This window comes from Paenibacillus sp. OK076, assembly GCF_900110055.1.
Classification (GTDB): Bacteria; Bacillota; Bacilli; order Paenibacillales; family Paenibacillaceae; genus Paenibacillus.
The window spans coordinates 3,068,711-3,094,439 of the sequence record NZ_FOCH01000001.1 but is presented as its reverse complement, the minus strand read 5'-3'; the positions used below and the strand labels follow the sequence as shown (position 1 = coordinate 3,094,439).

Genomic DNA, 25,729 nt, shown 5'->3' with positions numbered 1-25,729 from the left:
ATCCGGCCTGTTGCGATGGAGGGGGATGTGTTGCTTAAATTCCCTGCCCAATCCTGGCGCAGCAGCATTTTTGCCCGGCTGGTTGTAACCTATCTGATCTTTGTTCTTCCGCTGATTCTGCTGGGCCTATATCTGTACAACTGGAGCTATGACAACGCTAGTCAGGAAATATCCTCTTCAACAGAAAGACGGCTTGCCCGATATCTGGATGATTTGAATCGGGAAATCGAATGGCTGGAGCTGCAGCAGTTCGACATCGTTGAGGACAGGAAACTGAACAGGCTCGCCATTCTGTGGGGCATGATGGATCAGGTAGAGCGCCGCGATACATTGAACTATTTGTCCGAGCGGCTGGCTACGTTCAAGAACAGCAGTGCTTACATCAAGAACGTTCATGTGCATATCCGCACGATTGGCAAGAGCATCTCGGCCACCCATGGCATCGATGATTATGACAAAGCTTCATATGAATACTTCAGCTCCGGCAAGCAGGGAAAAGGCACTCGCTTTACGGTGAAGGAGGGCACCATGAACCTAAGTGCCGTGCGCCTGACTGGCAAAAAGGGAGAGGAACCACTGTTTGCCGTCCAGGTCGAGCTGGATACAGAGCAATTTCAAAATGCACTAACCCAGCTTAATCTGTACCCGGATAGCGGCTCTTTTCTTATTGAGGAAAAGACGGGTCATATTATCACAGACCGATCGAAGCGTGATTTCATCCTTCCGTACTATCGTGATCACATTGTCGAGCGCAATCCTGGCGGTTTTCAGGTAAAGGTGGAGGGTACACGCTATTATGTGAGCCAGAGCGATATGAGTTCATTGGGCTTGTCGGTAGCAACGTATTTGCCGGAGGAAAGTGTGAAGAGGCCGTTAAGCAAGTTCTATCATTGGGCCTGGTTGTTTGCAGTGACATCTTTCGTCGCGATATCGGCTTATCTCTATTCCAGCTACAGGCTCATTCATATTCCGCTGCTGCTGCTCGTCAAAAGATTCAAAAAAATGGAGACCGGTGTGCTGGATATCCCCATCGTGCACAAGCGCAAGGATGAGTTTGGCTTCCTGTACACCCGGTTCAATCAGATGCTTGAGAAGCTTCAGCTGCTTATTGATCGGGATTTCAAAAAGACAATGATGATGCAGCGCGCCGAATTGAAGCAGCTACAGTCGCAGATTAATCCTCACTTTTTGTACAACAGCTTTTTCATTATCAATTCGCTCGCAAGAACGGGGGATACAGCGCGCATTGAGCAATTTGCCAACATGCTTGGCGAGTATTTCAGGTTCATTACGCGAAACGGAACAGATCATGTAAGTCTTGATGAGGAAGCTGCCCATTCTCGCGTGTATACGGAAATTCAGAAGCTGCGTTTTTCCAGAAGAATACAGGCCGACTTTGGGGAGCTGCCACCGGATATGAAGCGCATTTGTGTTCCAAGGTTAATCATACAACCTATCATTGAGAATGCGTATGAGCACAGTCTTGAGAAAAAGATGGATCAGGGCATGCTTCGAGTCCGGTTCAGCATGAAGGAGCATATCGCAGAAATCATTGTGGAGGACAATGGGCATGAGTTGAAGGATCAACAGATTCATGCCCTTCAGCAGCGCTTGCTTGAAGACGGCAGCTCGGATGAAATGACCGGACTCATGAATATTCATCGGCGCCTGGTGCTGACATTCGGGGAAGGAAGCGGCCTGTTTTTGACCAGAAGCGAGCAGATGCAGGGGTTGAAGGTCACGATCCGAATTCAAATGGAAGGAAGGGAAGACGGATGTATCGACTTTTGATTGTGGATGATGAGGAAATTATTACAGACAGTCTCTACGAAACCTTTGTAAGCCATATGCCCGAACGGCTTGATGTATGCAAGGCTTATTCAGCCAAGGAGGCTTTAACCTGGATGGAACGCTCAAGGATCGATATCGTGTTGACAGACATTCGTATGCCTGGCATGAGCGGTCTTGAACTGACAGAGCAGATCCAGGCGTACTGGTCACACTGCCGCGTTATTTTCCTCACTGGATACAGCGACTTTAATTATGCCTACAAGGCATTTCAAATGCCGAATGTACGTTATTTGCTCAAAACCGAAGGGTATGACAAGATCATGGCTGTGGTTGAGGAAGTGATGCAAGAGATTCGGCAGAGTCACCGCATGCACGAATTGCTGCAGCAGTCCCATGAGGTCACCTGTCAGCTGGCGGAGCTCCAGCAGGAAGAGTATCTGCGGAACCTGCTTCAGAACTGCACAGCATATACAGCGGGATCAAGTGAGATTCAGGATGAATGGACCAGGCGTGACATTGGTTTGCATTCCTCGGCCCCTGTGTACGTTGTGCTGGGCCGATTGGATTATAAGGATAAACCTCTGCATGCGGAGCGCGCTCAGATTCAGGCATCAGCACGAAAGATCGGTTCTTCCCTGTTGGATGAGCACACCTATCATGCCAGCGTGGCAGACCATTATGGAGATGTGGTGTGGCTGATTCAATCCAAACAGCCAGAAGCGGAGCCAGCCCATTCCCTGGTCCGATATCTGGAGGGCACACTCGAATTGGTACAGGAAGCCTGCATGGCTTCGCTTGGCATATCTGTGGCTTTTGCGTTAAGCGGGAAAAGCTGCAACTGGTCTGACATTACCCGGCAATACGAGCGATTAAGGCAGCTGCATTGGATGAAGATCGGAGACGGCATTTCCATGGTGCTCACCGATCATGAAGATGCTTTGCCGAATCCGGACCATAGGGAGCTTACACGGGTCAGCAGCCGAATTGAGGTGATGTCAGGGTATTTGGAAACCGGGCGAATCCAGCAATTTTACGAAGTGTTTGAAGAGCTGGTCAATGAACTGCTTCAACAGGATGTGACGATGGAGAGGGCAATGGAAACCTATTATAATCTGGCGCTGCACCTGTATTCGACCATCAATCGATGGGGACTGCATCAGGATATTCCCGATCAGCGCAGATTGCTTCGTCTGAGCGAGTATGCGTCTATGAAGGACGCGGTGCAGGTGCTGTATCAGGCAACTGACCAGCTCGTTCGCTTCAAGGGCTTGGATGAGCAGGAGCGAGCAAATGCGGTCATTCATTCCCTGTGTACTTACATCAAGGAACATCTGGAAGAAGACCTTTCCCTGGTGAGGCTGGCGGAGCTTCATCATTTCAATCCATCCTATCTCTCCCGTTTCTTCAAACAGGAGATGGGGATCAACCTCTCCGAATTTATTGACGAGTTGAAAGTTCGAAGGTCAAAGGAGCTGCTGCGGAATAGCGATCTCATGGTTCGGGAGGTTGCACTCCAGGTTGGTTATGAGGCAGCGCATTCCTTCACACGCTTTTTCAAAAAAGTGACAGGCATGACTCCCCAGGAATTTCGGGAATCTCTATTGGTTCGTTAAAATAGAAGTGAATATGAACAGAAGCAAGACCTCAGGTGAGATGAACCTGTGGTCTTGCTTCTGTTTTTGTTATCCGAATCGTAAAAGGGGCTGCTCCAAAACTATGCGGTGAACGTTTTTTGCTTTCGATAGACATTGGGACTTTCCCCGGTATATGCTCTGAATTTTTTATAAAACCAGTCTGTATCCGTATATCCAACCTCGCTGGCAATTTCGTAAATCCGCAAATTGGTGGATATCAACAGAAGCTTGGCTTTTTCCATCCGCTGCTGCATCAAATAATGATTAAAGGATATGTTCTCTTCCATTTTGAATTTTTGACCAAGATACGCACAATTGAAATGAAGCATGTCGGAAATCTTCTTCAGTGTAATGTCACTGCTCAGATGATCACGTACATATGCTTTTACAATCTTGATCACCTGGCCGGAATGCAGATGTTTACCTTCCAGATGAATAGGTGATTTGAAGGTGGATGGAAATCTCTTCGCTGGCTCCGCGTCAAGCCTGAGCTTGAGCTGATCCAGACTGTTGAGGAGGGCGGAGGCCCGGACGGGGCCTGGCAAATAATCGCTGACCTGATACGCCAAAGCTTTGCGTACAAGCCTGAAATGATCCACTCCGCCCATGAAAAGGATCGGAATCTGGCTTTTCTTTCGAATATAGTGGCATACCCACAAACCTGCAGCAGCACATCCTCCGGTGTTCACGAGTACGACAGAAAATTCCCGCTCTGCCAAAGCCAGCAAAGCGGCTTGCGCAGAGACTACACAATCTCCGATGGCATAATCGGATCTGTGGCGCCCCAGCAGCTTCTGTAATTCTCCGCAAGCATGGCGGTTGAAATCCACAAGCAAGATGTTATGCATGAAGGAAACCTCACTTTCGCTTGATTTGAATCCCTCTGAGCCTCAAACCCTCTCGAAACCACTATGACTCATGTCTTTATTTCATTATGGGAATAAAAGAAAGCGCATACAATGTGCATTTCTTTGCAGATGGTCCATTTATTTACCAATTAATGTTGAAAATACGCTAACTTGGATTCAAATTGCCAAAACCTATATTTTGACAGGGTAAACACCTTTACTTTAACAGGTTGTTAACGCTTTCATTCAAGAGCTACACTTTTGATGGAAAACGGTAAGCCATATTCAAGGGGGGACAACGATGAGAAAAAATACGTTGATGATGATTAGCCTTGTTCTTGTAATGTTTCTGTTGATTACCGCGTGCAGTACCGGCTCCAGCGCACAGACAGAGCCAGAAACGAAAGCACCGCAGGAGGAGCAGGCCACGAACGAAACAGAACCCAAGAATGAGACATCAACGCCGGAGATGGATTTTGACATGGGGGGAAGAACGATTAAGGTGGTTGCCTGGTGGAACATGGAAATGACCGATAGCAACCCGGACAACATTCAGCGCATCGAGAATCTGGAAGCACTCAAGAAAAAGCATAACTTTAACATCGAATACATTTCGATCGATTTTGGCGAGTACCAGGAGAAGGTCGTGGCCTCCCTGATGGCGGGAGAACCGCTAGGGGACATTGTTCGGCTGGGCAAAAGCTACGCTATCCCGGCATTGACCAAGCAAGATCTGTTATGGCCAGTGGATGAGTATACCAAGAACGATAAGGTGTTTAACCAGAAAACGACCAACCAATACATGCAGTACGAAGGCAGGGGTTACGGATTTACCGAGGATCAATCTTCATTTATCAGTGGTATTTTTTACAATCGCACACTTATGCAGGAACTCGGCATGAAGCCGCTGCAGGAATATGTGGACGAAGATCAGTGGAACTGGGATACGTTTATTGAAGTAGCCAAAAAGGCAAACAAGGACCGCAATAACGACGGCAAGCTCGATACCTGGGGATTAGCCCAAAGGGGACTGCTTGAACCGGTGCTGTATTCCAACGAAGCCTCACTGACCAATGGTGACAAGCAAAATCTGGATGATCCAAAAACAAAAGAAGCACTGAGCTTTGTTTCCAGAATGGCTACCGAGCAAGTCGGCAGAGCCTCGGAAGGCGGGGATTGGACTGAACCTGCCACGTTTTTCCGTCAGGGCAATACGTTGATGTATTCGGGCGCCATGTACGAGATCGAAGGCATCAAAACAGATATGCAGGACTATGATATTGGCTTCCTGCCTTTCCCGAAAGGACCAAGTGCAACCGCGTACCACTCTGGCGAGTCGCAATATCAGGCACTGACGATTCCGAAAGCAGTTGAGCATCCAGAGCAGTTAATGTATATCTGGGAAAAAATCAACGAGATCGATTCAATTTACGATTACCCCGGACAATCAACCCTGGAGACCCACTTGGCGGACGAAGCTGACATCGAAAATGCCAGAACAGTTGCCGAAGGCATGCTGGTGCTTGATCACAATACGTTCCCGTCACTGCCTTTCTGGGATTTCAACGGTGAGCTGGTCGATGGTGTTTCCGTTTCAACCGTCATTGAAAAATACAAGGCGCCGTTCCAGGCTGCTATCGATGAGGTATACAAACCAAAGAAATGATGCGGTTCTCTCCGGAACGGATGCAAGGCCCTATACGCACTGTCCCGGAGAGTGATACAGCTTAGCCATGCTCCACGCCAGAAGGAAGGGGGACATTTTGGAACATGCGGTCACGAAAGAAAAAAGGACTGATCCTGCTGCTCGTCATTGCGTTGATCTTCTCCATATGGAGCATTTACCCTGCGCGGGATCGCGGTCCGGGTATAGCTCAGGCGCGCGAGGATTTTGAAGCCGTATCAGGTACAGACGACCCACGCAGCTATGAGCATTACCTTTCCAATTACACAGATGCAGCCAAGCCGGAGCAGGCTGTGCGAATCGAAGGAGAATCCTTCATTCACGCTGCCGACGGTGAGTTCGAGACTGTCGATGGATATGCCGGACTGGACGGGAAAGCGGTCATCACCCCGGAAGCTGGCACTATCAGCTGGGAAGTCCCTGTACAGGCGAGCGGTTTATACCAGATCCGCATTCATTATTATTCTGTCACGGGCAAAAGCTCCGGCATTGAACGGAAGCTGACCCTTAACGGTGAGGTTCCTTTCAGGGGAGCCGATGTGCTGTTATTTGACAGGGCATGGGGGAACCGGGAAGACAGCGTGCGAAGGGATGATCGCGGCAATGATCTCAGGCCACGGCAGGTGGAGAAGCCCGTTTGGCAGCTTGCCGCCTTCAAGGACAGCGCCGGTTACTTCGAGGAGCCGTACCAGTTTTATTTTGAAAAGGGAAAACAAAAGCTGTCACTGACCTCGCTGCGCGAAAGCATGGCGATCGATTATATCGAGCTGTACCAGGAAGAGAACATTCCGTCTTACGCAGAGCTGCAGACCGCTTATGCATCGGCCGGATTGAAGCCGGCTGAAGCTGTCATGCTCAAGGTACAGGGAGAACAGGCGGTGAGTAAATCGTCACCAACCCTTGCACCGATCTCGGATCGGTCGAGTCCTTCCCTCGAGCCCTACGATGTATCCAAAATCCGGATCAATGCTATTGGAGGCACCAACTGGAAGCTGCCCGGCGAATGGATCGAATGGGATGTAGACGTGCCGGAGGATGGCCTGTACCAGATTGCGCTCAAGGTGAAGCAGGACCAGCTTCGCGGTGTGTATGCGACACGAAGCCTGATGATTGACGGCAAGGTTCCATTTAAGGAAGTGGAACGTATTCGCTTTACCTACAGCCCCGAATGGCAGACACGGGTACTGGGCGAAAGCGAGCCTTACCTGTTCCGGCTCTCAAAAGGAACACATCGCTTGCGAATGACGGTTACGTTGGGGGATATCGCTCCGCTGCTGCGAACGGTGGAATCCAGCGTGCTGGATCTTAATGAAATGTACCGCAAAATTTTGATGATTACATCCAACAAGCCTGATCCTTTGAGGGATTACCAGCTTGAACAGCGCATTCCCGAGATGACCGAGGTATTCAAGCAGCAGGCAGGCATCCTCCGTTCGGTTGCCAACTATTTGGAGCAGGCGACAGGTGAGCAAAGCGACAAGGTAGCCGTACTGCATGCGATGGTCGTTCAGCTGGAGGATATGGCGGCAAGACCGGAAACGGTGCCCAAACGTCTGGATACCTTCAAGATCAATGTGGGCGGGTTGGGAACATGGATTCTATCCGTTCGTGAACAGCCTATTGCACTGGATTACCTCCTGGTGTCCTCACCGGATCAGAAGCTGCCAGAGGCCGGGGCTACTCTGCTGCAGCAAATGAAGCACGAAGTGGGTGCCTACGTCGCTTCCTATACCGAGGATTATGACAGCATCGGCAACACGGAGCTGAAAAAGGATTCCATCACGGTATGGATTACGACCGGACGTGACCAGGCTCAGGTGCTGAAAGGTCTGATTGATGAATCTTTCACACCGGAAACGGATATTTCCGTGCAGCTGCGACTTGTTCCGCCCAATATCCTGCTGCCTGCGACGCTGGCTGGAGAAGGCCCGGATGTAGCGATGCAGATGGGCGAGGATATTCCGGTCAATTACGCGATGCGTAATGCGGCAGCCGACCTGAGCGGATTCCCGGACTTTGAGCAGGTTGCAAGCCGATTTCGGGAGAGTGGACTGACGCCTTACCGCTATAACAATGGGGTCTATGCTCTTCCAGAGCAGCAGCATTTTCCAATGCTGTTCTATCGCAAGGATGTCCTGAACGAGCTTGGCCTCGAGCCGCCCAAAACATGGCAGGACGTGTATAATGCCATCTCGGTGCTGCAAAAGCACAATATGGAGTTCTATTTGCCAATCGAGGATACAACAAACAATGCCAACATGATACCCAACGCAACCTTCGCCATGCTCTTATATCAGAACGATGGCGAGTTCTATTCGGAAGATCAAAAGGAGAGCGCGCTGGATTCGGAAATTTCCATGGATGCGTTCAAGCGGTGGACGCAATTTTATACCAATTACAAATTTCCGCTTAAAGCTGATTTTCCAAACCGTTTCCGTACCGGGGAGATGCCGCTTGGCATTGCAGATTACACAACCTACAACATGTTGACCGTTATGGCTCCCGAGATCCGCAATCTGTGGGATTTCACCATCGTTCCGGGCACGCAGCTGGCGGACGGTTCTGTAAGACATGAGGTTGCAAGCACGACAAGTGCGGTCATGATGCTGCAAAACGCGAAGAACAAGGAGGCTGCATGGTCGTTCATGAAATGGTGGACCGACAAGCAGACCCAGATTGAATATGGCAGGGAAATGGAGGGACTGATGGGGGCCGCGGCGCGTTATCCAACTGCTAATATCGAAGCATTGGAGCAGCTGCCCTGGCCGGTCAAGGATTATCAAAACCTGGAGCAGCAGTGGGAATGGGTAAAGGGCATTCCCCAGGTACCCGGCGGATATTTTACGGGCCGGCATCTCGACAACGCGTTCCGCAAGGTGGTCAATGCGAACGAAAATCCGCGCGAAGCCTTGTCTGACTACGTCCTGTACATTGACGATGAAATCGAGCTCAAGCGCAAGGAATTCAATCTGAAGTAGAAGGAAGGGAGGGTAACGGTTGCAAGCAGAAACCACCAAGGCACCCGCTGCGCCTGCCATTAACGCCAGGCAGGCGAGCAGGTGGTCCCTTTTGAAAAGGGATTTGTACCTAAGCAGACATTATTACGTACTGATGGCACCGTTTATGCTGATCTTTTTCTTGTTTACGGTCATTCCGGTCGGCCTCTCGCTTGGCCTCAGTTTTTTTCATTTCAACATGCTGGAGCTGCCCCGATTTGTCGGCTGGCAAAATTATTCGCGGCTGTTCCTGAACGACGATGTTTTTTTGATCGCTCTTAAAAATACGCTGCTGTTTGCCGTTATTACGGGTCCTGTCAGCTATATTGCCTGCTTTTTGTTTGCGTGGATCATCAACGAGTTGTCGCCCAAAATTCGGGCCGTCATGACACTTGTGTTCTATGCGCCTTCCATTTCAGGCAACGTTTTTTTCATCTGGCTGATCATTTTTTCGGGAGACAGCTATGGATATATGAACGGTTTTCTGATGCGCCTCGGCGTTATTCTGGAGCCGATCCTATGGCTTGCAAACGAGAAGTACGTGCTGGCGATCGTCATCCTCGTACAACTGTGGCTCAGCCTTGGCACGAGCTTCCTCGCCTTCATTGCGGGCCTCCAGACGATCGACCGATCGCTGGTTGAAGCGGGTACTGTGGATGGTATCAAGAACCGCTGGCAGGAGCTATGGTACATTACACTGCCTTCTATGAGACCGCAGCTTATGTTCGGCGCCGTTATGCAGATTACGGCCTCGTTCGCCGTAGCCGAAATCTCCATCGCGCTGGCTGGTTTTCCCAGCGTCAATTATGCGGCACATACCGTCGTAACACATCTGATGGATTATGGCACCATTCGGTTTGAGATGGGATATGCGTCCGCCATTGCGACCGTTTTGTTCGCCATGATGCTCGGAACGAACATTTTGACACAAAAAATGCTGAGAAAGATAGGTGAATGACAATGACCAGCAAGGTACGCGCCGTCTTCGGCATGTCCAGAAAACTGAATCGGTCATTTACCGTCAGCCTGATGCTGTTTGCACTGCTGGCTCTGTTCGGGTCATTCATGGTATTGCCGCTGATCTATACGGTTAACAACGCCTTTAAACCACTGGATGAGCTGTTTATTTTTCCGCCGCGCTTCTGGGTGAACAATCCGACAATGGAAAATTTCGCGGACCTGATCAATCTGATGGGCAACTCATGGGTTCCTCTATCCAGATACATTGCCAATACGCTGATTATTACGCTGCTTGGAACGGCAGGCCATATCCTGCTGGCTTCCGCAGCAGCGTACCCGCTGGCCAAATACCGGTTTCCCGGTTCAAAGGTGCTGTTTACCATCGTCATCCTGTCCCTGATGTTCTCACCACACGTCACGGCGATTCCGAACTACATGGTGATGTCCTGGCTAGGATGGATCAACACACATGCCTCCATTATTGTGCCTTCACTCGCCTTTTCCCTGGGACTCTTCCTGATGAAGCAGTTCATGGAGCAAATACCGGATGCGCTGCTAGAGGCTGCAAAAATCGACGGGGCCAACGAATACCGGATATTCTGGAGTATCGTAATGCCTAACGTGAAGCCAGCCTGGCTCACGCTTATGATTTTGCAGTTTCCGGCGCTGTGGGGGACCGATGGCGGAAGCTTCATTTACAGTGAAAATCTGAAAACGCTGCATTATGCGCTCAGTCAGATTACCCAGGGAGGAATTGCCCGTGCAGGTGTCGGCGCTGCGGTAGCGCTTCTGCTCATGATCGTGCCGATCGTCCTGTTCATCATCTCCCAGAGCAGTGTCATGCAGACGATGGCAACTTCCGGTATGAAAGAGTAGAAGGGGGGCAGCGACATATTGAAAAACATGTGGAAAAAATGCGGATGGCTCACCATGGGCCTTGCCTGCCTCCTGTGCTTGGGAAATGCAGCGGCAACGGCATTTGCCGATGGTCAGACGGATGCGTACAACTACTCCTACTGGGGAGAAGCGGTTCGCTCTCCTGCTGCGTATGAGGCAACCCGAATAGTGACGGGCACCGAGCTGAAGATTGGCACATTCAAAGAACCAAACGACATGCATGTCACAGCCGATGAGCGGGTTTACGTGCTGGATTCGGGCAACAGCCGAATCGTCGAGCTGGACCGGGAATTGAAGCTGATACGGGTTATCGATTCATTTGATCATGATGGACAGAAGGATTATTTCAAAAATCCCCAGGGATTGTACGTATCAGACAATGGGCAGCTGCTCGTTGCGGATTCGGAACATCAGCGGGTGGTTCATCTGGATGAGCAGGGGCAGTTAATCAAAATTGTGGAGCAGCCGCAATCCGACCTGCTGAAGGCGGATTTTCAATTCAAGCCGCTCCGGGTTGTTATGGATAAAGGCGAACGGATTTACGTCATGGCGGAAGGTGTTTTTGACGGCTTCATGGAGTTTAATTCCGACGGGTCCTTTGCCTCCTTTATCGGAGCCAATAGAGTCTCGGTTGACCCGGTGGAGTATCTCTGGAAACGATTCGCAACCCGTCAGCAGCGCAGCCAAATGGTCATGTTCACACCAACCGAGTTCACCAATATGGACATTGACGAAGAAGGTTTCATTTATGCAACGAGTGGGGACTTGAAGGGATTGCCGATCAAGAAACTGAATGCGCAGGGTGCGGACATCCTGAGAAGGGAAGGTTACTATCCGCCGCAGGGGGATTTGTTGTACACCAATGAGAAAGGTCCTTCCCGGCTGGTTGATGTGGACGTAGGGGACAGCGATATGTATTCCGTGCTTGATGCCAAGATGGGGCGGGTGTTTACCTATAACGGAGATGGATATCTGCTCCACATGTTCGGAGGCATTGGAAACCGGTTGGGCCAATTCAATACCCCAGTTTCGCTAGAGCGTGCGGGAGAACGAATGCTAGTGTTGGACAAAGCACTAGGCGAGATTACCGTGTTTCAAACGACAGAATATGGACGCACACTGCATGAAGCGGTTCGAAGTTATTTTAATGGAGACGAGGAGGGCTCAGCGGCAAGTTTTGCAAAAGCTGCCGATATGAATGCCAATCTTGAATATGCCTACGCAGGCATCGGAAAAGCGCTGCTGCGCCAGAAGGATTATGCGCAATCTGCGCAATATTTTAAGCGAAGCATGGAGCGGGAAGGGTATTCCAAAGCGTTTCTCCTGTTTCGCAAAGAGCTGCTCCGCGAGCATTTCTCATGGATCATGTCCGGACTGTTTCTGATTGTTGCCGTGCTGGTAACCGTGACCATCGTTCGCAGACAGAGAAGGGGGACAACAAATGCAGGCATCAAGTAGACAGCTGATCCAATATCCGCTGCATCTTATTTTTCATCCGTTTGACGGGTATTGGGAGCTGAAATACGAGCGAAATCAGAGAACAACGCTCATGATCGCTTTGGCTATTTTGGGTTTGTTAACGGTAACAACGATCCTTCAGGCCCAGTACAGCGGATTCCTAGTCAATTTTAACAACCCGAAACGATTGAACAGCCTGCTGGAAATCGTCTATGTCATTGTTCCGGTGCTGTTCTGGTGTACAGCAAACTGGTCACTGACCACGCTGATGGACGGAGAGGGCAAATTCTCGGAAATTTTCATGTCCACATGTTTTGCACTGGTTCCACTGATTTTGATTCAGTTTCCATGGATTTGGCTCAGCCTGATCATTTCCGGGCAGGAAACCGCCTTTTATTATTTCTTTAACATGGCTGCCACGGCCTGGACGGTATACCTGTTATTTGTCGGCAATATGACGGTGCATCAATATACACCCGCCAAAACGGTGCTGACCATGCTTCTGACGCTGGTTGCCATGGCCTTCATGGCATTTCTCTGCCTGCTGTTCTTCAGTCTGGTGCAGCAGATTGTGTCCTTTGCAGCCACCATCTATCAGGAACTTGTACTCCGGGGCTAAGGAAGGAGAATGGAGATGAATTTGTACGTCGCTAAAAAAATGATCGCGATCCTGCTCGTATTCGGCCTGCTTCTTGGCGGGTGTCAGACCGCTTCCATGCCTGAAGCCAGGATGTCTGCGAACTCGGATGAACCAGCGGAAGTGCCTGCGCTGCCGCCCGGGGAGAAGCTGGCCTCATCCTTCAATGATACACGTCTGCCTGGCATGATCGGGCTTGCCCAGAATGAAGCGCTGCAGCTGTTCATCCAGGAAGAGACAGCCGAGATTGCGGTAATTCACAAGCAAAGCGGGCAGATCTGGCGCAGCAATCCGGAAGAGCGCAATCTGGATACGCTTGCGGCGGGAATCAACAAGGACCTGCTGTCTTCACAGGCCAAGCTCAGCTTTTATAACAGTCTTGGACAGAACAGCTCGGTTAACTCCTATACGGATAGTGTAGCCCACCAGCAGATCAGCTACGAAGCATTGCCAAACGGCGTAAGGGTGAACTACCAGTTTGGCAGCAATGAGAGCTCCATAGAGGATCTGCCTGTGAAAATCAGCAAGGAACGCTTCGAGCAGAAGCTGCTTGCCGCGCTCGATAAGGCCGGGCAGCGTGCCTTGAAGGTCGGCTATGCGGAGGACAAGGACGAAGGCATTTATATCCGAATCGACAAGGCGATGCAGGGACTTCAGCTAACGCGTGCACTCAAGGCTTTCGAGACAGCTGGTTACACGCCCGAGGACCTTCAACTGGACAATGCCGAGCATGGCATTGAGCAGGAAAAAAGTGGACCACGCATGTTTATGTTATCCATCGAATACGGGCTGGATGACGAAGCACTGGTCGTACGCGTGCCGGCATCTGGCATTCATTTTCCGGAACAATACCCAATCAACAGCATATCCGTGCTGGATTATTTCGGTGCTGGTGCAGCGGATGATGAAGGCTCCCTGTTTGTACCCGATGGTTCAGGAGCGCTCATTCATTTCAATAATGGCAAGGTTCAATATCCCGCCTATCAGCAGGACGTGTATGGACCGGACCTAACGATGAAACTTCGTGAAGTGGACTCGACTGAGGAAAAGGCCAGGATGCCGGTCTTCGGACTGATTCGCAAGGGCGGTGCGTTCCTGGGCATCATCGAGGAAGGTGCAGCTACAGCGGTGGTTAATGCGGATATCAGCGGCAAGCTGAACAGCTACAACAATGTGTATCCGAGCTTTTACGTTGTGAACAAAAGCGATGTGACGCTTCAGGCGAGCGACATGGTACGGACATTGCCCAAGTTTCAAAAGAAGCCAACGGTATCCGATTTTGTCGTTCGTTACGCCTTTGCGGGAGCAGAGCAGGCCTCCTATTCCGGTCTTGCCTCCCTGTATCGGGACTATTTAACCCGGACAGACGGCCTTCCTGCGAAGCAAACGGCTGAGGGAGAAAAGGACATTCCGTTTTACCTGAAGCTTGTCGGCAGTATGACCACCAAAAAACACTTGTTGGGCATACCTTACGAATCGAATGAGGCGTTGACCACGTTTGACGAGGCGAAGCAAATCTTGTCCGAGCTCCAGGAAAAACATGTATCCAACATTCAGGTGCGCTACGCGGGCTGGTTCAACGGAGGACTCCTTCATCGGCTGCCGGATTCCATCAAGGTGGACGGGGCGGTTGGAGGACGAAAAGGCATGCAGGCGTTTAGCGACTATGCCCGTGAGGCCGGGATCGGTTTTTATCCTGATGTAGCGGTCCTCAACGTACATGCGAAGAACGGCTTCAAGCCTTCCTCAGAAGCTTCCCGAACGCTCACGCAGGAGCCAGCGGTTCTATATCCGATGGACCCGGCAAGACAGCGGCGTGACCGGGATCGACAACCGGCTTATATCCTTTCTCCGAACCTGCTGGGTAACGTAACAGAAGACATGCTAAAAGCGATTAAGCCATATGAGGCAGGCGGATTGTCCCTGCGTGATCTGGCCGAGCAGCTGAACAGCGATATGAATCCGAAAAAGCTGCTGGATCGCACCGGAGCACAAGCAGCTGTCACGGAGGCATTGAAGCAGATTAATCAGCAGGGGATGCCAGTGGTCGCCGAAGGCGGTAATGCGTATGCGCTGCCGTACGTGACGGGTCTCACAGATGCGCCGATGTCCAGCAGCCGCTTCAAGCTGGAGGATGAAGAGATTCCGTTCTTCCAGCTGGTTGTTCACGGTGGCATCAGCTACACCGGAGCTGCCTACAATCTGTCAACGTATACCGATGCGAGACAATATGTTCTGAAGCTTGTTGAGTATGGAGCAAGTCCCTATTTCACCTGGTTCAACGCGCCGAACCATATCGTGAAGGAAACGGATTACGATGATCTGTACGCCGCCCATTATGAGCAGTGGTTGGACCTGGCAGCCGAGATGTATGAAGAGGTCAATGAGGCCAATCGTCGATTCGCCGGGCTGAACATGGTAGCACACGAAAAGCTGGCTGAAGGCGTATTTCAAACGACATACGAAAACGGAGGCTTCGCTCTGGTGAATTATAACGATTTCCAGGTGCAGGCAGCTGGCCGAACTGTGGAAGCGAAAAGTTACGTGACAGGTGGTGAGCAGCTCTGAAAGCGCTACTGAAATGGAAGTGGGGGCGTCGGACCTATGCCCAGCAGAAGGCGGCCTGGGGAGTGATCTATGTGCTTCCCTGGCTTATCGGCTTTGTCCTGTTCTTTTTTGTTCCGCTGCTGGCTTCCCTGCGTTACAGTCTGAGCTCAATCCAGGCGAACGCGCAGGGTATATCCATCCAGTTCACAGGTCTCGCCAACTATATTCAGGCGCTGACGGTCAATACCAGCTTCAACCGAGCGCTGATCGAATCCATAACGGATGTGCTCGTCAATGTGCCGCTGATCGTCATATTCAGCCTGTTCCTTGCCGTCATTCTCAATCAGAAGTTTCCGGGGCGGGCCATAGCGCGGTCTATCTTTTTCCTGCCGGTGATTTTGGCATCAGGCGTCATCATGGCGCTGGAAAGCACCAGTCTGATCGAGGCCGTTAACCAGAGCAGTACAGGTGGCAGCGCTTTGGGTACATTTGAAATCGAAAACCTGATGCTGGACGCGGGGTTAAGCGAGTGGGTAGTCATGTATCTGAGCGGCGCGGTTGACCGCATTTATCAGATCGTCAGTCAATCTGGCGTGCAGATTCTTATCTTTTTGGCAGGCATCCAAACCATTTCGCCCCAGCTGTACGAGGCATCCAAAATGGAAGGGGCCACGGGGTATGAAGCCTTTTGGAAAATTACGTTCCCCATGGTCAGTCCGCTTATTTTCGTTAATGTGATCTATACCATCGTCGATTCCTTTGCCAACAATGCCATGACTACGCTGATTCGAGATACGGGCTTTGTCAAATTTGATTTTGGACTGAGCTCAGCCATGGCGTGGGTCTACTTCGTGGCGATTGCCGTTATTCTGATCGTGGTATCGCTTATTTTCTCCAAACGTGTCTTCTATCAAGATTAGAAAGGAGGTTGTTCGAATTGATGATATCAAGGCTGTTGTCGCTTGAGCAGTGGAAGAGCTGGCTGTGGTCTGTTGTGCGGTTCACGCTGATTACCGGGCTCTCCTTCGTGATCCTGTTCCCGATATTTCAGAAAATATCGACGTCCATCAAGGATAAGAGCGACCTGTATTCGGCTGTCGTGGTCTGGATTCCGCAAAACTTCTCCATCGACAATTTCAAGCAGGCCATTCGTGTCATGGATTATTGGGCCACGCTGCTCAATACGTTTGCACTGTCTGCAACTACGACCATTTTGACGACGCTTTCCTGCGCACTTGCCGGATATGGGTTTGCCCGCTTGAAATTCAAAGGAAGCAATCTGTTGTTTGCCGGAGTTATCTTGACCATTCTGGTTCCGCCAACGACCATCTTGATTCCCGTGTACCTGAACTTGAAGAGCTTTGATCTGATGGGGCTGATGACATTGATCGCCGGCAAACCCGTAAATCTGCTGAATACGTACTGGCCGTTTATTCTGACGGCTATAACGGCCAATTCGCTCAAGGCAGGACTGTATATTTTCATCTTCCGCCAGTTTTTCAGAGGCATTCCCAAGGAAGTGGAGGAAGCGGCTTACGTTGATGGTGCTGGCATCAGCCGCACCTTTGTACGCATCATGCTGCCCAATGCGATCCCTTCCATTGTGACCGTGCTGTTATTTTCCTTCGTCTGGCAATGGAATGACAGCTTCTATACGACAACCTACCTGACATCCAGCAAAGTGATGTCAACCCAGCTGTCCTCGTTGCCGTATAATCTGGCCCAGCAGGTAAGCGACGGTGCATCCAAAGCCGACCCTTTTTATCTAAGCATGATACAGGATACAGGTATTTTACTGGCCATCTTGCCTTTAATTATCATTTACTTGTTTGTACAGCGTTACTTCGTGGAGAGCGTTGAACGCACGGGCATCGTTGGATGATGCTTCTCCATCGGAAGGGGCTTCAAGGGAGAGTCCCAATACAGTCCAGTGAAGGAGGTGATGCTGTCTGTTTTCACGTTTCACCATTTAAGCTCAGGAGGGATTATGTTGAAGAAGATGTTGAATTACTGTAAATTGATGCTCATTCTGGCCTTGCTGCTGTCCATCACGCCACTCGGATCGGGTCGCGCGGACGCGTGGGTTGGTATGCCCATGGGCAAGCTTCATGTGAGTGGGAAAAATCTGGTCAACAGCAGCAACCAGCCAGTCTTGCTGAGTGGGTGGCATCAGCCTTCTGGTGCCTATTGGACTTACCAGAACAGCAACTATTATCTCACTCGAAACGGCAACAATCGCCATGCCGCAACGCTGGCTTATCTCAAGGACATTACCGATACATTTACGAGCACCAGTCCGAAATACGGAAGCAGCCACGGCTGGAACATGAATCAGATTCGTCTGTTTATCGACCGTGAGGATATGGGCGATGTAGCAGCAGGTACTTACAATTTTGCCGGTGTACAAACGGTAACGCAGAACGTCATTATCCCTTATATCCAATATGCAAAAACGAAAGGCGTCTATGTTACACTCGGACTTGACTTCACATTGAAGGATGATCAAGCTACGACCGCAGCCAATCTGCAAAAGTTCAATCAGATCTGGGGTTATCTCGCTTCTCGCCCGGAAATTAAAAGCGCAGACAACGTACACTTCGAGCTGATCAATGAGCCGGTTAAATCGTACGCTAACGGTCATTGGGGCGGCTACAACGGCGAGAACGACTTCGTGGACCACTGGAATGATCTGCGCAATTTCCAGAACTCCATCATCTCAACCATCCGCAGCCAAGGCGCGGATAATGTCATCTGGGCCGCTGGTTTGGGATATAACCAATTCTACAGTCTTACAGCAAGCCATCCTTTGACAGACCCGCTGAACAATTACGGTTATGCCGTTCACTGGTATCCGGGGTACGGAGCGTATGACAACATGTCGATTCTGCAAGATCAGTGGAATACGAATGTGAAGGCTGCGGCTGATAAATATCCGATTAACATCACCGAAGTCACGTGGTTCAAAAAGAAAGCAGGCGATTCCGAATACTGGAATCTGTTCAATGGCAGCAATGAAGGCTTTGGCAACAATACAAAGACCATTTTCAACGCGGCAGGCAATGTCAGTATTGCAGCACATATGAACGGATTCATTTTGGATGCCGGGGAACGAAGCTCCTTTGCCGATCCAACGGCAGGCTTGAAATGGGACGGTGATGCTTCACGGAGTGCAATGGGACGTTTTTTGTTTAATTGGTTCTATGAACGCGCACAGTCTTATCCAAATGGTGGCACTCCATCAACCGGATTGACACCGGGAGCGACATACAAGATTGTGGCCAGACATTCTGGCAAAGTTATCGATGTCCCGGGTGGGGTAAATGAGAACAATTTGCAGCTTCAGCAATGGTCGGATCTGGGTGGCAATCCTCAAAAGTGGGTCCTGACCCAGATTGCTAATGGAATTTACAGTTTGACGAGCGTGAATTCGCCGGATAAGGTGATCGATATCCGTAATGGGACCAGTAACAACGGAGAGGCAGTTCAGCTCATGAGCAATTTGAATACCACTGCACAGCACTTCAAAATCAATGATCTGGGCAATGGATACTGGAGTATTATAAACGTAAACAGTAACAAGGCTGTTGAGGTCACAGGTTCCTCAACGGCAGACGGTGCCAAATTGCAGCAAAACGATTTTACAAACGCAACCAACCAGCAATGGAAATTTGTCGCCGTAAACTAAGAGAATGCAGGGGCACCCTGAACCGTCTATTAACGGACAGGATGTCCCCTGTTAATTGCCACACGGTGATATAAGGACAAGCGTGAGTGACAAAGGTAACCATCCCTTTTCATTCATGCTTTTTTTGCGTTTATATCAGTCTGTATATGAACCAGAAGAGAGATGAATAGAGATGAATAAAACCATTTGTATCATAAAAAAGGTATGATAACGATAAATCCGCAATTGTACGCTAAGGAAGAAGGTGTACCTACCCCAGGCCCTAATGCAAGGCGTATCATCATATTACTGTATTTGTAAACGCTTACTATAAAAAAGGGAGGGTACATATGAAGCGTTTATGGTCCAAATTTTCACCGGTATTCCGCAGATTTATGATTTCCTACTTTATCATTCTGATGATTCCCCAGATCGCGGGCTATGCCTCTTACAAGGCATCAATTGAAGTGGCCAGGACGAGCTCTATCGAAAACAGTCTGAAATCATTGAATCTGGGAAAGGAAATTATTGAACGAAACCTCCTGCAGGTAGAGGCCTTCACGAGGCAGCTTGCAATCAACCAGGATTTGTACCGCCTGATTGCCGATCCCAAGCCGCTGGATTCGAACAATGTTTACGGCGTGGGACGCATGCAGCGCAGCCTGTCCATGTACAGCAGCACGAACGACTATCTGTCCCATTTTTTTATTTACATTCCGAACTACAATGTCATCATCACGCCCACGACCGTTTTTTACCGACCTGAGCATTACTACGCCGCGAATCAACTTGAAGGCATGACGTTTGAGGAATGGAGCGAGCATATTTTGAAGAAACCGCATTTGAACGAGATCATGCCGCTTCGAAACTACAAGCGGGAGATTCGCAATAACGTTCTTGTTGACGCTCCAGCGATCACGTTTCTGCAATCTCTTCCGCTGAACAGCTTCAATAAACCGCAGGCTACGATTGGCGTCATGATTGATGAGGACCAGATGGCCGGTCTGACGCAAAATATCGTGGAGCAGTATGGCGGTTGGACGCTGGTGACGGATTCGGAGGGGAACATTATATTCTCGCGTGGCATCGATGGAGCGGAGGCAGAACGATTAAAAGACATGCCTGCCGACAAGCACGATAAAGTCACGCCTATGGGCAATGGTCGTCTGCTCATTTCCATCAAGTCGGATCTGAACGGCTGGAACTATGCCGCTGGCATTCCCGAGAGTGCGCTCATGGTCACAGCAGACCGGATCAAACAGGTTACCTTTACCTTTACACTGGCAACGCTCGGGCTTGGGTTGTTGATCGGGCTTTTGCTGGCTTACCGGAACAGCGCGCCGATTCACCGACTCCTGTCCGTGTTCCGGGATCAGGATATCGCATTACCCGGTAAGATCCGCAACGAGTACGATTTTCTGGCGAGCAACATCACCAGCCTGATTACGAACAATCATCTGCTGGAGAGCGCATTGAACGAGCAGCTTCCGCTGCTGCGCGACGGGTTTATCAAACGCCTTCTGACGGGCGAGTTCTACACAACGGGCGAGCTCGAGGCTGTCTCTTCCCAGACAGGCGTATCCCTTATCAGCAGCCAGGGCTTCGTAGGAATTGTGAAGGTAGACGGTTATGGAAGACCCGACAGCGGGGAGATTATTCAGGAGCTGAGCATTGCCAGATTAATCGTAAGGCAGGCTCTGATTGATTGGGATTCTGATGTTCTGGTCACCGATTGGGGGACGGATCAGATCGCTTTTGTGCATTCATTCCCTGAAGAGCATGAGCAGACAGAGGAAACCTTGGGGATGTTCGAAGCCGAACTGCAAAGACTGATCGCTTCCGTGTACCGGGATTACCGGGTATCAACCAGGATCGGGTTGGGTTCTCCGTATCACGTATGGAACGACATCGGCCGCTCGTTCAATGAAGCGAGGCAAGCACTTGAATACGCCATTCATATTGGATCGGAGAACATGGTGCGATTCGAGGATGCCGTGAAAGAAACAGAGATGTATTATTATCCGATCGAGTCCGAGCAGCGGCTGCTGAATACGCTCAAGGCGGGTGAATTTGAGGAATCCAGCCGTATTCTGGACCAGCTGTTCAGCCGGAACTTCGAGGAGCGGGAGCTGTCGTATGACATGACGCAGCAGTTCATCATGGAGCTGAAGGGTACATTTCTGAAGGTGGCCGAGCCCAAAATATTGCTGGACGAATCACTCATCGAGCAATTCAAAAGTCGGGTAGCTGCCGTGTTGACAACAGATAGCGTTGCCGTGCTCCGGGATAAATTCAATCAGCTGACGCAAGACATCTGTCTGGACGTGCAGCGGAAGAAATCCGACATGCATGCGGACATTGTGAACGGAATTATCCGTTATATCCAGTCGAGGTACGACGATGCGAGCTTGACGTTGTACCGGATTGCGGAACAGATCGGCAAGCCGGAAAAGTATATCTCGCAGCTGTTCAAAGAACATACCGGAGAGAATCTTTCGGAGTATGTCGAACTGGTTCGGATTAACAAGGCGGCAGAGCTGCTGCGGGAAAGCAGTCAGACGGTTGATGAAATTGCAGTACAAGCCGGATATAACAGCGCGCATTCGTTCCGCAGAGCGTTCAAGCGGGTTCGAGGGGTGTCGCCGAGCGCGTTCCGGCAGATCGAAGATAACGGAGGGCGAAGCTGAGAATGGAGTAGTAACAAGGCTATCCGTCGATAAAAACTGGAATCGTACCCCATCGGTCCAAGTGTACCTTTACGAGCCGGGACGCGCAATCTTATGATTACGATCAAGAAAGCGCTAACAAAAAAGGGGTCTGCCTGATGGCATCGACCACCGCATGGGGGGATGAATCTGAGAACGACAATTTCCAATGCCAATTCGGATGTGAGGCAGCGCAGGCGCTCGGCGGTCAAGCATGCCGTATCCAAAAGTCTGAGAAGGCACTGGCAGCTTTATCTGCTAGTCCTTCCACCCGTCGTATACTTCATCATCTTCAAGTATGTACCGATGGCTAACGCGGTCCTGGCATTCAAGGACTACAACGTCATCAAGGGGATATGGGGCAGCCCGTGGGTGGGGACCAAGTATTTTGAAATGCTTTTCCGAAATCCCGCGTTCGCCACCCTGATCAAAAACACGCTGTATATTTCTTTCTATCAGTTAATCGTTGGTTTTCCGGTGCCGATCCTGCTGGCCCTGGCGCTGAACGAGATCAAGAGCGCAAGATTCAAGAAAACCGTTCAAATGGTCACCTATGCGCCTTATTTTATTTCGACGGTTGTTATGGTATCAATCATCATGTTGTTTCTTTCCCCGCGGCTTGGCATCGTGAATACGATTGCAGGCGCGCTGGGCTTCGAAGCGGTGAATTTTCTTGGTGAGCCGGGATTGTTTCGCTCCATTTACGTGTTCTCGGACGTGTGGCAGAGCATGGGATATTCGGCAGTTATCTATTTGGCGGCGCTTTCCGGCATCGACCCTTCCCTGTACGAAGCAGCCAGGGTTGATGGTGCTAGTCGTTTTCAGAAAATAGTGAACGTCGATCTGCCCGGCATACTGCCCGCGGCGGTTATTATCCTCATTTTAAGTGTCGGCAACATTATGGCGGTTGGGTTTGAGAAAATCTATCTGCTCCAAAACCCGCTGAACCTGTCGGCTTCGGAAATTATCTCCACCTACGTGTACAAAATGGGGCTGCTGAACGCCAATTACAGTTTTGCCACGGCCGTCGGCCTCTTTAATTCATTGATCAACCTGATCCTGCTGTTGACTGTGAATGCAGCCGCCAAGCGATTGTCCAATACAAGCCTGTGGTAATGCAATACGCCCTTGAAAGGAGGAAGTCCATACGATGAGCGAGTTACAATCGCATCCAAGCCGTTTGGTGGATAAACGAAAGCACACGATCAGGGAGTCCTTTGGGGACCGCGTGTTCATGACAGTCACCTACATCATTCTGACCGTGGTTCTGATTGCAGTGCTCTATCCGCTGATCTATATTTTAAGCTCGTCCCTAAGCAGCCCGGCTGCTGTCTCTTCGGGGAAAGTCTGGCTGTGGCCGGTTGACATTACGCTGGCCGGATACAAGGCGGTATTGCAGAACGATCAGGTAATTACCGGATATGCCAATTCACTGTTCTACACCGCATGCGGCACGCTGATCAGCGTAGCTTTAACGATCATGATCGCTTATCCGCTTTCCAAAAAAACTTTTGTCGGGCGCAGCCCTCTTATGATGTTCATCACGTTCACCATGCTCTTCTCCGGCGGATTGATTCCGACCTATCTCGTGGTCAAATCGATGGGATTGATTGATACCCGCTGGGCGCTGCTGATTCCGAATGCTATCTGGGTGTGGCAGGTTATCATTGCGCGCACCTTTTTTCAGAACTCCATTCCTGAGGAGCTGTCCGAGGCAGCCGACATTGACGGGTGCAGTGATATCAGATTTATTTTCAGCGTCATTCTGCCGCTGGCAAAGCCCATTGTCGCCGTTCTGTCGCTGATGTACGCGGTCGGGCAGTGGAATGCGTACTTCGATGCGTTGATCTATTTGAAATCACAATCGCTCTATCCACTGCAGCTGATTCTGCGCAGCATTCTCATCCTGAACAACGGCACCGGAAACATTGACGCCGGGGAAATGGTAAAGATGCAGCAGATGGCGGAATTAATGAAGTTTTCATTGATCGTCATGGCAAGCTTGCCAGTGCTGGTGATCTACCCGTTTGTTCAGCGGTATTTCGTGCAGGGCATGCTGATTGGCTCTGTCAAAGGCTGACTGATTACAATCATCGATAAGGGAGAGGATATTTTTGAGAAAATCAGGATCCATCATGCTTGTGTGCCTGCTTCTTCTTAGTGTGGCGCTGGCGGGGTGCTCGTCCAGCAATCTCGGCAACGGGGAGAAGGGCGATGTTTCCTCCGGCGACAAAGTATCCATCAACGTTTTTGCGCATCAAGGCTCGGATACCAATCTGCAAACGAACAAGTTTACGAAAAAGATGGAAGACAAATTCAACATCCAGTTCCATTGGACGACGGTTCCCTTTGACGGAGCTGCTGAAAAGAGGCAGATCTCGCTTGCCTCGGGCGATTATCCTGACCTGTACCTGCTCATTCCTTGGGTGGACCGCTTCTCGCAAACGGACTTGCTGAAATTCGGCCAGCAGGGCGTTATCCTGCCGCTTAACGACCTGATCGACAAGTACGCCCCAAACATCAAGAAAGTGCTTGACAGCAACGAATATTATAAAGCGATGAATACAGCTCCTGATGGCAACATCTACGGTCTGACCGGCTTAAATGAATGCTTTCACTGCTCCTATCCGAATAAAATGTGGGTTAATACAAAATGGCTGAAACAGCTCGGGTTATCCGAACCCGGAACGACGGCTGAATTCAAGGCGGTGCTCGAAGCGTTCAAAACCAAGGACCCGAATGGCAACGGAAAGGCGGACGAAGTACCGCTTAGCGGGTCCATTGAAAATTTTGGCGTGCACATCATTCCGTACCTGATGAACGGGTTCATTTACGATGATGACAGAACATATCTTGTTGTGAATAACGGCAAGGTCGATACGGCAGCGAGCAAACCGGAGTGGAAGGAAGGACTCACTTATATTAAATCGCTATACGATGAAGGTCTGATCGATCCCGGCGCCTTTACACAAAATTCGGGGGCATTCAAGAAGATTGGCGACAACGCCGATGCGCAGCTGCTAGGAGCAGGCGCAGCCATGCACCCGGCCCTTTTTGTGAATACGGATGAGGGCTCGCCGTACGGCAAGGACTATAACGCGATTCCTCCGCTGCAAGGTCCACATGCGAACTATGCAACCTACAACTATCCGATTGATCCGGGGGCATCGTTTGTGCTGACGAACAAGGCCAGCGAGCAAACGCAAATCGCGGCTATTCAATTGCTGGATTACCTCTATACGCAAGAAGGTGCGATGAGTGCTTATCTTGGCGAGGAAGGCACCAGCTGGCGCAAGCCGCAGGAAGGTGAGGTCGCGCTGAACGATCAGATCCAGCCGCTCTACAAGTCGATTCCGCTCGCCTCTGGAGAAGAGCCGCGCAATGACAGCTGGGGAGCGATGAGTCAGTACAACCATCACCGGGCATACCGCGACGCGGAAGTACAGGGCACGGACGTTTATGCAAGCGATGGATATGAGCGCCGTCTGTATGAAGCAACATTACTGATGGAAGGTAAGGAGCCCAAAAACGTATTCCCTCACTGGGCGCTGTGGGTCGACCCTGCAAGTGCTGATGAAGTGAGCATGATGCAGACCAATCTCAAGGATTATATTGACCAGAACGCCCTGCAATTCATCACGGGGGCAAAGAGCCTGGATAAGGATTGGGAGGATTACGTGAAAGGGCTGGAGGGACTCAACATCCAGCGTTATGTGGAGATCATGCAATCGTCTTACGATTCCTCGTCTATTTCGAAGTAACTGAATGTAATTTCCAGAATGCACGAGCGCCAGGTTGAGACTTATCCATTGATTATGGAATCGAGGTGTCCGGTTTGTTCGCCAACTTTAGCTTGGATGAAGTGAGGTTGACACCTGTGTGAAGCATAGCAATAATTCCGACTGCCC

The 25,729-nt window shown here is 50.3% G+C and carries 18 protein-coding genes; 17 read left to right on the top strand and 1 reads right to left on the bottom strand.

Going from position 1 to position 25,729, the window contains the following annotated elements; all coding sequences use genetic code 11:
• Positions 1-27 precede the first annotated feature (27 nt).
• The gene (locus BMY78_RS13590; RefSeq protein ID WP_371129136.1) at positions 28-1,791 is read left to right on the top strand and encodes a sensor histidine kinase; all 1,764 of its coding nucleotides are present in this window, start codon (positions 28-30) and stop codon (positions 1,789-1,791) included.
• Positions 1,776-3,404, top strand: a complete 1,629-nt coding sequence (locus BMY78_RS13585) for a response regulator transcription factor (protein WP_090899367.1) — start codon at positions 1,776-1,778, stop codon at positions 3,402-3,404. Before BMY78_RS13590 ends, BMY78_RS13585 begins: the two co-directional genes overlap by 16 nt.
• A gap of 101 nt (positions 3,405-3,505) precedes the next feature.
• Here BMY78_RS13585 and BMY78_RS13580 read toward each other — a convergent pair whose 3' ends face one another.
• Positions 3,506-4,273, bottom strand: a complete 768-nt coding sequence (locus BMY78_RS13580; protein WP_090899364.1) for a helix-turn-helix domain-containing protein — start codon at positions 4,271-4,273, stop codon at positions 3,506-3,508.
• Positions 4,274-4,574: 301 nt separating this feature from the next.
• Between BMY78_RS13580 and BMY78_RS13575 the strand changes: the two genes are divergently transcribed.
• The 15 genes from BMY78_RS13575 (at position 4,575) to BMY78_RS13510 (ending at position 25,582) form a co-directional block, all read left to right on the top strand.
• Entirely contained in the window at positions 4,575-5,939 is a 1,365-nt protein-coding gene (locus BMY78_RS13575; protein WP_090899361.1) for an extracellular solute-binding protein, read from the top strand.
• A 104-nt stretch (positions 5,940-6,043) separates the two neighbouring features.
• Positions 6,044-8,935 (top strand): extracellular solute-binding protein, encoded by a 2,892-nt coding sequence (locus BMY78_RS13570; protein ID WP_090899358.1) that lies wholly within the window; start codon positions 6,044-6,046, stop codon positions 8,933-8,935.
• 19 nt (positions 8,936-8,954) lie between these two features.
• Positions 8,955-9,911: a carbohydrate ABC transporter permease gene (locus BMY78_RS13565; RefSeq protein ID WP_090899355.1), complete on the top strand. Its 957-nt coding sequence runs from the start codon at positions 8,955-8,957 to the stop codon at positions 9,909-9,911.
• Positions 9,912-9,913: 2 nt separating this feature from the next.
• The gene (locus tag BMY78_RS13560) at positions 9,914-10,789 is read left to right on the top strand and encodes a carbohydrate ABC transporter permease (RefSeq protein WP_090899353.1); all 876 of its coding nucleotides are present in this window, start codon (positions 9,914-9,916) and stop codon (positions 10,787-10,789) included.
• Positions 10,790-10,816: 27 nt separating this feature from the next.
• On the top strand, positions 10,817-12,268 hold the full coding sequence (locus BMY78_RS13555; RefSeq protein WP_371129168.1) for an SMP-30/gluconolactonase/LRE family protein: 1,452 nt from the start codon (positions 10,817-10,819) through the stop codon (positions 12,266-12,268).
• On the top strand, positions 12,252-12,887 hold the full coding sequence (locus BMY78_RS13550; RefSeq protein ID WP_090899347.1) for a Yip1 family protein: 636 nt from the start codon (positions 12,252-12,254) through the stop codon (positions 12,885-12,887). Before BMY78_RS13555 ends, BMY78_RS13550 begins: the two co-directional genes overlap by 17 nt.
• A gap of 15 nt (positions 12,888-12,902) precedes the next feature.
• Positions 12,903-15,473 (top strand): DUF5696 domain-containing protein, encoded by a 2,571-nt coding sequence (locus tag BMY78_RS13545; RefSeq protein WP_090899344.1) that lies wholly within the window; start codon positions 12,903-12,905, stop codon positions 15,471-15,473.
• On the top strand, positions 15,470-16,372 hold the full coding sequence (locus BMY78_RS13540) for a carbohydrate ABC transporter permease (protein WP_090899342.1): 903 nt from the start codon (positions 15,470-15,472) through the stop codon (positions 16,370-16,372). The genes BMY78_RS13545 and BMY78_RS13540 overlap by 4 nt, the downstream gene beginning before the upstream one ends.
• A gap of 17 nt (positions 16,373-16,389) precedes the next feature.
• On the top strand, positions 16,390-17,334 hold the full coding sequence (locus tag BMY78_RS13535; protein ID WP_090899339.1) for a carbohydrate ABC transporter permease: 945 nt from the start codon (positions 16,390-16,392) through the stop codon (positions 17,332-17,334).
• 105 nt (positions 17,335-17,439) lie between these two features.
• Complete coding sequence (locus BMY78_RS13530; protein WP_256222101.1) at positions 17,440-19,137, top strand: RICIN domain-containing protein; 1,698 nt, start codon at positions 17,440-17,442, stop codon at positions 19,135-19,137.
• 329 nt (positions 19,138-19,466) lie between these two features.
• Positions 19,467-21,803 (top strand): helix-turn-helix domain-containing protein, encoded by a 2,337-nt coding sequence (locus BMY78_RS13525; protein WP_090899336.1) that lies wholly within the window; start codon positions 19,467-19,469, stop codon positions 21,801-21,803.
• Positions 21,804-21,940: 137 nt separating this feature from the next.
• Positions 21,941-22,135 carry a hypothetical protein gene (locus BMY78_RS33290; protein ID WP_256222222.1) on the top strand — a complete coding sequence of 65 codons (195 nt, stop codon included), beginning with the start codon at positions 21,941-21,943 and terminating at the stop codon, positions 22,133-22,135.
• Positions 22,128-22,937: an ABC transporter permease gene (locus BMY78_RS13520; RefSeq protein ID WP_371129135.1), complete on the top strand. Its 810-nt coding sequence runs from the start codon at positions 22,128-22,130 to the stop codon at positions 22,935-22,937. Before BMY78_RS33290 ends, BMY78_RS13520 begins: the two co-directional genes overlap by 8 nt.
• A gap of 34 nt (positions 22,938-22,971) precedes the next feature.
• Positions 22,972-23,901 (top strand): carbohydrate ABC transporter permease, encoded by a 930-nt coding sequence (locus BMY78_RS13515; RefSeq protein ID WP_090899330.1) that lies wholly within the window; start codon positions 22,972-22,974, stop codon positions 23,899-23,901.
• 55 nt (positions 23,902-23,956) lie between these two features.
• A complete protein-coding gene (locus tag BMY78_RS13510; RefSeq protein ID WP_371129167.1) occupies positions 23,957-25,582 on the top strand; it encodes an ABC transporter substrate-binding protein in 1,626 nt (541 codons plus the stop codon).
• Positions 25,583-25,729 lie beyond the last annotated feature (147 nt).

What these genes read in the sequence shown, in the direction of transcription:
- BMY78_RS13575 (WP_090899361.1), top strand. Translation starts at nt 4,575, where the DNA reads ATGAGAAAAAATACGTTGATGATGATTAGCCTTGTTCTTGTAATGTTT.
- BMY78_RS13515 (WP_090899330.1), top strand. Translation starts at nt 22,972, where the DNA reads ATGAGCGAGTTACAATCGCATCCAAGCCGTTTGGTGGATAAACGAAAG.
- BMY78_RS13545 (WP_090899344.1), top strand. Translation starts at nt 12,903, where the DNA reads ATGAATTTGTACGTCGCTAAAAAAATGATCGCGATCCTGCTCGTATTC.
- BMY78_RS13525 (WP_090899336.1), top strand. Translation starts at nt 19,467, where the DNA reads ATGAAGCGTTTATGGTCCAAATTTTCACCGGTATTCCGCAGATTTATG.
- BMY78_RS13555 (WP_371129168.1), top strand. Translation starts at nt 10,817, where the DNA reads ATGTGGAAAAAATGCGGATGGCTCACCATGGGCCTTGCCTGCCTCCTG.
- BMY78_RS13570 (WP_090899358.1), top strand. Translation starts at nt 6,044, where the DNA reads ATGCGGTCACGAAAGAAAAAAGGACTGATCCTGCTGCTCGTCATTGCG.
- BMY78_RS33290 (WP_256222222.1), top strand. Translation starts at nt 21,941, where the DNA reads ATGGCATCGACCACCGCATGGGGGGATGAATCTGAGAACGACAATTTC.
- BMY78_RS13520 (WP_371129135.1), top strand. Translation starts at nt 22,128, where the DNA reads ATGGCTAACGCGGTCCTGGCATTCAAGGACTACAACGTCATCAAGGGG.
- BMY78_RS13530 (WP_256222101.1), top strand. Translation starts at nt 17,440, where the DNA reads ATGTTGAAGAAGATGTTGAATTACTGTAAATTGATGCTCATTCTGGCC.
- BMY78_RS13580 (WP_090899364.1), bottom strand. Translation starts at nt 4,273, where the DNA reads ATGCATAACATCTTGCTTGTGGATTTCAACCGCCATGCTTGCGGAGAA.
- BMY78_RS13550 (WP_090899347.1), top strand. Translation starts at nt 12,252, where the DNA reads ATGCAGGCATCAAGTAGACAGCTGATCCAATATCCGCTGCATCTTATT.
- BMY78_RS13510 (WP_371129167.1), top strand. Translation starts at nt 23,957, where the DNA reads ATGCTTGTGTGCCTGCTTCTTCTTAGTGTGGCGCTGGCGGGGTGCTCG.
- BMY78_RS13560 (WP_090899353.1), top strand. Translation starts at nt 9,914, where the DNA reads ATGACCAGCAAGGTACGCGCCGTCTTCGGCATGTCCAGAAAACTGAAT.
- BMY78_RS13585 (WP_090899367.1), top strand. Translation starts at nt 1,776, where the DNA reads ATGTATCGACTTTTGATTGTGGATGATGAGGAAATTATTACAGACAGT.